Below are 7242 nucleotides of genomic sequence, written 5' to 3'. Positions count from 1 at the left end.
CCAATGTAATTGTCATTGCTGCGGCAAATGCTAACGAAACAACCCGCGAGATTGTCGATCGCTATAGGCACACACTTCTGCCCGATGTGAGTGGCGCGAGAAGATCGAGACAGGCATTGGAAAGATTTGCGGTAAGCGATCTGCCTGTGCGCTGGTGGCACACTTCCATATTGATTGACCCAGATACTGGGCGGTCAGCAGCAAGAAGATGGGGAGACCATATTACTGGCTGGTATAATGGTGGTGGTGGTGTTGAACTGCCTATGGATTTTCCTGTGGTTGAGGTGAACTCGACGTACTTAAGGACGGGCCTTCGCACAGATTTGTCTAGCGCACTCATCATTCTGGATATGCAAAAATTGTCTGGTATCAGTGTGCCGCAGATTGCGGACTATATCGCCATGATAGCCCTCACGCGCGTCAATATGGACGCTGATTACTCAGGGTATCATTCTGTCCTGTCGCTCAGTTCAGATAAGGATATTTCTGGCCTTACAGAATGGGATATGGCGTATCTTAAAACACTCTATAGCGCCGATATTACTCACAAAAATAAATCCCATCAGATGACAGAATTACGCTTCTTGATGGCTGAGTGGCAAATTCGGCGCCCATTAAGACGTCAGGAACAGCTTGAAGCGAACAAAATTCATAATTGATATTCAATTTTAGGGGGAGCCACCATGTTTATTACAAGCGCACTGGCCGCTAGCTTGCTGTTGAGTTCGGGTCCTCAAGAGGTCGAAACTCCAATGGCTGTTGATGATGTCGTGGTGTCGGCTCGGCGACTTGATGAGCAAGTTTCTGGATTTGTCCGCGATATTACGGTCCCTGATTACAATTTGAACGTGGCCCGTTGGCATCGCGACATGTGCGTCAGTGTCGTCAATATGCAAAACGGTACAGCCCAGTATATTATTGACCGTGTTGCAGAAGTGGCTCTAGAGGTCGGTGTAAAGTCCGGCGATCCGGGGTGTTCAGCCAATGTAATTGTCATTGCTGCGGCAAATGCTAACGAAACAACCCGCGAGATTGTTGATCGTTATAGGCACACACTTCTACCAGATGTGAGTGGAGCGCGACGATCTAGGCAAGCATTGGAGAGATTTTCTGTAAACGAACTGCCTGTGCGCTGGTGGCATACTTCTATGCTAATTAATCCGGATACTGGCCAATCTGCTGTTAGAATGCAGAATGATCACGTCACTGGTGAATATTCTTCAGGCGGAATTGGGTCTAATGATTTTAAAGGTATAGTAGATTTTCCTCTCGTAGAGGTGACATCGACTAATCTTAGAAGTGGTCTCCGAACTGATTTGTCTAGCGCGCTCATCATTCTAGATATGGAAAAATTGTCTGGTATCAGCGTGCCGCAGATTGCGGATTATATCGCCATGATAGCTCTAACGCGCGTCAATATGGATTCTGATTACTCCGGATATCATTCTGTGCTGTCGCTCAATTCTGATAGAGATGTTTCAGGCCTTACGGAATGGGATATAGCTTACCTCAGGTCTATCTACAGCGCTGATCTGACTCATAAACTTAAATCCCATCAGATGTCAGAATTGAGATACCTGATGGCTGAGCGGCAAATCCGACGCCCCTTGAGGCGTCAGGAGCAGCTCGAAGCGAACGAAGTGCCATAATCGACATCTTGTGCGTTGATGGCCTTGCATCGCCCTTGGTGGGTGATGATATCCTGATGAACACGAGGGTGACCGTTGAGTCGCCCCGAGATTCTCGAAAAGGCCAACATGCGCGATCCGATCGATTACATCTCCAACAACCTCGTTCCTATGGTGGTGGAGCAATCCAGCCGTGGCGAGCGCGCGTTCGACATTTTCTCGCGTCTGCTACGCGAGCGGATCATCTTCCTGACCGGGCCTTTCGAGGACGGCATGGCTTCGTTGATCTGTGCCCAGTTGCTGTTCCTTGAATCGGAAAACCCGAAAAAGGAAATCAGCATGTACATCAACAGCCCGGGTGGTCAGGTGACCTCGGCGCTGGCGATCTATGACACCATGCAATACATCAAGTCGCCGGTTTCGACCGTGGTGATGGGCATGGCGGCATCCGCCGGTTCGCTGATCCTGACGGCCGGTGAGGCGGGGCAGCGTATCGCTCTGCCGAATGCCCGCGTCATGGTTCACCAGCCTTCGGGTGGTTTCCGCGGTACGGCCTCGGATATCGAGCGTCACGCCGAGGACATCATCGCCACCAAGCGCCGCCTCAACGAAATCTATGTGCACCACACCGGCCGCACCTATGAGGAAGTCGAGCGCACTCTGGACCGCGATCACTTCATGACCGCCGAAGAAGCCAAGGCCTGGGGTATTGTGGATCACGTCTACGACCGCCGTATCCAGGCCGATGCCGACGGTGTGAAGGCTCCTTAAGCCTCAGCCTATACGGTTTTATTGTTCGGGGCAGCAGGGTTCACCTTGCTGCCCCGAATCGTATGCGCGTCATATGGGTTTGAGGAAGAGGGCAGCCGGATTAAACCGACATGGCGACCCGACAGCGGTTTGTGCTATCAGGCCGCCCATGCAGTACACTAACGAAACCAGCGGGACCGTTGAGGTCGATGGCGAGATCTATGTTTGGGGCCTTCGCCGCCAACCGCGTCCCGTCGGCAAGCGCGAATGGGAAGGGATGGCGATCACCCTTCGCCATCAGGATTACAAACGTGAAGCCATCGTAGAATTTCCGATGGTTTATCGACCCAATGGTTCTCCGGATCTGGAAAAGCAAAAGGTCGATCTGGACGTCGTCAAGACCTGTATCCGTTCGATTCTGGAAGCGGGCTGGGAGCCGGCCTCGCGAGGGAAACCAGTCAATTTTGGCGTGGATTCCAAAGGGTATTGAGTAGTCAGGGGCGACCGGTGAAAACGCGGAAGCCCTTTTCCTCTGCCTCTGCGATCATTTGCTCGTCGCCGGATGTGTCGCCATAGGCGGCGAGAATGCGCACATCATCGCCATAGACCTCGCGGATACGCAGGACTTTTTGTTCGCGACGGCAGTTCGGGGTGGCAAAGCGCCCTGTCAGTTTGTCACTGGCATCGAACTCGAAGCGGGTACCAATCAGGTTGTCGGCCTTCAGGCGTCGCGCAAACGGTTCGATGGTCGTCTCGGGCGACGCCGTGACAATCACGCGATGCACGCCTTTCTTGCCCCATTCTTCCCAGCAGGCGAGGGCGTCGGGACGCATGAACCGCGCATAGACTGAACTGGCATAGCGTTCGGCCTCGTCGCTAATCTGTTTGCGGCTCAGTCCCTTGAGGAACAGATCAACCGAGGCGGCCTTGATGGCTCCGCGATCACGATCAACCACATAGCGCAGAGCGGCAGGAATCAGCTGAACCATTCCTGCGGCCCAAACCATTGGTCCGACGCGCCATTTCAGAAAAGCAGTAAAGCTGTCGCGAATCGACAGGGTGCCGTCGAAATCAAACGCCACTATTTCCTTTGGCATTTCGCTTGTGCGAAAAGGGGGCTGGCGCTTTGCGTCGGGATTACCCATTTGTGACATTCCAACTATGTTCCGCATAATGACCCGCAGAGTGGCTGTTTAAGTACGCCACGCTCGCTAATCGGGCTTGTGGCGGAACCTCTGATGGGTGATTGTTATTTTTTGAAGACTTTGATGCTTAGATTCTAGTGTCTAACATCAAGGAAGTCGCCTTTTCCCCCAATCCCGGTGGAGATGGCGGAGAGTGAGATGGGTCTATGACCAAAGCCGCCGGTACCGACGCCAAAAGCACGCTCTACTGCTCTTTCTGCGGAAAGAGCCAGCATGAGGTCCGCAAACTGATTGCGGGCCCGACCGTGTTCATCTGTGATGAATGCGTCGAGCTGTGCATGGACATTATCCGCGAAGAACAGAAGATCACGCTCAAAACGTCGAAGGACGGTGTTCCGACACCGAAAGAGATTCGCGACGTTCTGGACGATTATGTGATCGGTCAGTCGCACGCCAAGAAGGTGCTGTCGGTTGCCGTACACAACCACTACAAGCGCCTGAACCACGCGTCGAAAAACTCCGACGTCGAACTGGCCAAGTCGAACATCATGCTGATCGGTCCGACCGGCTCGGGTAAGACCCTGCTGGCCCAGACCCTGGCGCGCATCATTGATGTGCCGTTCACCATGGCCGACGCTACCACCCTGACCGAAGCCGGTTATGTGGGCGAAGACGTTGAAAACATTATCCTGAAGCTGCTCCAGGCGTCGGATTACAATGTTGAACGTGCCCAGCGCGGCATCGTTTACATCGACGAAATCGACAAGATCAGCCGCAAGTCCGACAACCCGTCCATCACCCGCGACGTGTCGGGTGAAGGCGTGCAGCAGGCCTTGCTGAAGATCATGGAAGGCACTGTCGCTTCGGTTCCGCCGCAAGGTGGCCGCAAGCATCCGCAGCAGGAGTTCCTGCAAGTGGATACCGCCAACATTCTGTTCATTGTCGGCGGTGCTTTCTCCGGCCTCGAAAAGGTGATTTCGGCACGTGGCGAAGGTGCGTCGATCGGCTTTGGTGCCAAGGTCAAGGAAATCGACGAGCGCCGCATGGGCGAGGTCCTCAAGGAGGTCGAGCCGGACGATCTGATGCGTTTCGGCCTGATCCCTGAATTCATCGGCCGTCTGCCGGTTCTAGCCACGCTGGAAGACCTCGACGAAGCCGCGCTCATCACCATCCTGACCGAGCCTAAGAACGCTCTGGTCAAGCAGTACAAGCGACTGTTCGAGATGGAAAATGTGTCGCTGACCTTTACCGAGGACGCCCTGTCGGCCGTGGCCAAGAAGGCCATTACCCGCAAGACCGGTGCCCGTGGCCTGCGTTCCATTCTGGAAGGCGTGCTGCTGGAAACCATGTTCGACCTGCCCAGCTTCGAGGGCGTGGAAGAGGTGGTGGTCAATGCCGAGGTTATCGAGGGCCGCGCCCAGCCTCTGCTGATCTATTCGGAAACGAAGAAGAAAAAAGCCGATCCTGCGGCCTAAAGCCCAAGATTTTCAGGCTTAACTGTTTCAAGGCGGCTCCATCGGGGCCGCCTTGTTGCATATATGGCCCTATAGACGCGCCGGACCCTAGACTTCTGTGGGCCAATCCCGTGTGAAGCTTGAACCTGCGGGCGCACGTCCCACATAATCTTCCGAAATGCCGCAATGCGGGTCGAGTCGGGAAGGAGGGGCGGGTTGTTCCTTCTGATTGGCTTTGACGGGCCGGAGATTCACAAAGGCCCCAGAAAGTAAGCACCATGACCGAGAGCAAAATTCTCCCAGTCCTGCCGTTGAGAGACATCGTCGTCTTTCCGCACATGGTCGTGCCGCTGTTTGTCGGCCGCGAAAAATCCGTGCGTGCGCTCGACGAAATCATGAAGGGCGAAAAGCAGATCCTGCTGGCCACCCAGAAGAACTCGACCGACGACGATCCTGCCACGGACGCTATCTATCCGACGGGTGTGATTGCCAGCGTTCTGCAACTGCTCAAACTGCCCGACGGCACCGTAAAGGTTCTGGTCGAGGGCAAGTCGCGTGCGCGTCTGCTCAGCTACACGGATCGTGAAGATTATTACGAAGCCGAAGCCGTAGCGATCGATGACGAGCCAGGCGATGCCTCGCAGTCCGAAGCCTTGCTGCGTGCTGTGGTCGAGCAGTTCGAAAACTATGTGAAGCTGAACAAGAAGGTGCCGCCCGAGGCCCTCAGCTCCATCCCGCAGATTTCCGACCCGTCCAAGCTGGCCGACAGCGTGGCTGCGCATCTGGCCGTAAAGATCGGTGAAAAGCAGTCTCTGCTGGAAACCGTCAACGTGCCGGCTCGCCTCGAAAAGGTCTATGGCCTGATGGAGGGCGAAATCTCGGTCCTGCAGGTCGAGAAGAAAATCCGCTCGCGCGTGAAGCGCCAGATGGAGAAGACCCAGCGCGAGTATTATCTGAACGAGCAGATGAAGGCGATCCAGCGCGAGCTGGGTGAAACAGACGATCAGCGCGACGAGTTGATGGAGCTTGAAAAGCGCATCGCCAAGGCTCGCCTGTCGAAGGAAGCCCGCATCAAGGCCGATGCAGAGCTGAAAAAGCTGCGCAATATGAGCCCGATGTCGGCGGAGTCGACCGTGGTTCGCAACTATCTGGACTGGCTGCTCTCGATTCCGTGGAGCAAAACCAAGGCCAAGCCGATCGACCTGACCAAGGCCGAGGCTATCCTCGAAGCCGACCATTATGGCTTGGAGAAGGTCAAGGAACGCATCATAGAGTATCTAGCTGTGCAGGCGCGCACCGGCACGCATAAGGGTCCGATCCTGTGCCTTGTTGGTCCTCCGGGCGTGGGTAAAACCTCGCTGGCACAATCCATCGCCAAGGCAACCGGCCGTGAATATGTCCGCATGTCGCTGGGCGGCGTGCGTGACGAGGCCGAAATTCGCGGTCACCGTCGTACCTATATCGGTTCGATGCCGGGCAAGATCATCCAGTCGATGAAGAAGGCGAAAACCACCAACGCCTTCATCCTGCTGGACGAGATCGACAAGCTGGGTGCCGATTGGCGCGGTGATCCGTCTTCGGCGCTGCTGGAAGTGCTGGACCCTGCGCAGAACAACACCTTTGGCGACCACTATCTGGAGGTCGATTACGACCTGTCGCCGGTGATGTTTGTCACCACGGCAAACAGCCTCAACATGCCCCAGCCGCTGCTGGACCGCATGGAGATCATCCGTGTCTCGGGTTACACCGAAGACGAGAAGGTAGAGATCGCCAAACGTCACGTTCTCCCCAAGCAGTTGACCGATCACGGCCTGAAGGACAGCGAGCTGATCATTCCGGAAGACACGATCCGTGACCTGATCCGCTATTACACCCGTGAAGCGGGCGTTCGTAATCTGGAACGTGCTCTGGGCGGTCTGGCCCGCAAGGCCGTGCGCGAAATGGCCAAGACCAAGGCCAAGTCGATCACCGTTGATGCGGCCAAGCTGGCTGAATATGCGGGCGTGCGTAAGTTCCGCCACGGCGAAACCGAGGCCGAGGATCAGGTCGGCATCGTGACCGGTCTGGCCTGGACCGAGTTTGGTGGCGACATCCTGACCATCGAGGCGCTCAAAATGCCGGGTCGCGGTCGCATGACCGTAACGGGCAATCTGCGCGATGTGATGAAGGAATCGATTTCGGCGGCGGCATCCTATGTCCGCAGTCGCGCGCTCAGCATTGGCGTTAAACCACCGATGTTCGAGAAAATCGACATCCACGTCCACG

Annotated in this window: 7 protein-coding genes; 6 read left to right on the top strand and 1 reads right to left on the bottom strand. The window is 55.5% G+C overall.

The window, feature by feature from the left end:
* The 4 genes from RSB01_RS12695 to RSB01_RS12680 all read left to right on the top strand — a co-directional run.
* Positions 1-659, top strand: a 659-nt coding sequence (locus RSB01_RS12695) for a hypothetical protein (RefSeq protein WP_332625594.1), incomplete at its 5' end; no start/stop codon positions are given.
* 24 nt (positions 660-683) lie between these two features.
* Complete coding sequence (locus RSB01_RS12690; protein ID WP_332619744.1) at positions 684-1649, top strand: hypothetical protein; 966 nt, start codon at positions 684-686, stop codon at positions 1647-1649.
* Between the two features lie 108 nt (positions 1650-1757).
* Positions 1758-2399: an ATP-dependent Clp protease proteolytic subunit gene (locus tag RSB01_RS12685; RefSeq protein WP_167177776.1), complete on the top strand. Its 642-nt coding sequence runs from the start codon at positions 1758-1760 to the stop codon at positions 2397-2399.
* Between the two features lie 148 nt (positions 2400-2547).
* Complete coding sequence (locus RSB01_RS12680; RefSeq protein ID WP_332591843.1) at positions 2548-2868, top strand: hypothetical protein; 321 nt, start codon at positions 2548-2550, stop codon at positions 2866-2868.
* Between the two features lie 4 nt (positions 2869-2872).
* On the opposite strand, the gene RSB01_RS12675 is transcribed toward RSB01_RS12680, so the two are convergent.
* A complete protein-coding gene (locus RSB01_RS12675; RefSeq protein WP_332619741.1) occupies positions 2873-3475 on the bottom strand; it encodes an HAD-IB family hydrolase in 603 nt (200 codons plus the stop codon).
* A 254-nt stretch (positions 3476-3729) separates the two neighbouring features.
* Here RSB01_RS12675 and clpX point away from each other — a divergent pair, with 254 nt between their 5' ends.
* Positions 3730-4998: an ATP-dependent Clp protease ATP-binding subunit ClpX gene (clpX, locus tag RSB01_RS12670; protein WP_332591845.1), complete on the top strand. Its 1269-nt coding sequence runs from the start codon at positions 3730-3732 to the stop codon at positions 4996-4998.
* Between the two features lie 257 nt (positions 4999-5255).
* The coding region (lon, locus tag RSB01_RS12665; RefSeq protein ID WP_332625592.1) for an endopeptidase La at positions 5256-7242 on the top strand (1987 nt) is incomplete at its 3' end.

The organism is Brevundimonas sp., from assembly GCF_036659295.1.
In the GTDB taxonomy this organism is placed as follows: domain Bacteria; phylum Pseudomonadota; class Alphaproteobacteria; order Caulobacterales; family Caulobacteraceae; genus Brevundimonas.
This window is presented reverse-complemented; position numbering and strand designations above follow the sequence as displayed.

Excerpts from the sequence above, each read along its gene's own strand:
- RSB01_RS12680 (WP_332591843.1), top strand. The coding sequence starts at position 2,548 with ATGCAGTACACTAACGAAACCAGCGGGACCGTTGAGGTCGATGGCGAG.
- clpX (WP_332591845.1), top strand. The coding sequence starts at position 3,730 with ATGACCAAAGCCGCCGGTACCGACGCCAAAAGCACGCTCTACTGCTCT.
- RSB01_RS12675 (WP_332619741.1), bottom strand. The coding sequence starts at position 3,475 with ATGCCAAAGGAAATAGTGGCGTTTGATTTCGACGGCACCCTGTCGATT.
- RSB01_RS12690 (WP_332619744.1), top strand. The coding sequence starts at position 684 with ATGTTTATTACAAGCGCACTGGCCGCTAGCTTGCTGTTGAGTTCGGGT.
- RSB01_RS12685 (WP_167177776.1), top strand. The coding sequence starts at position 1,758 with ATGCGCGATCCGATCGATTACATCTCCAACAACCTCGTTCCTATGGTG.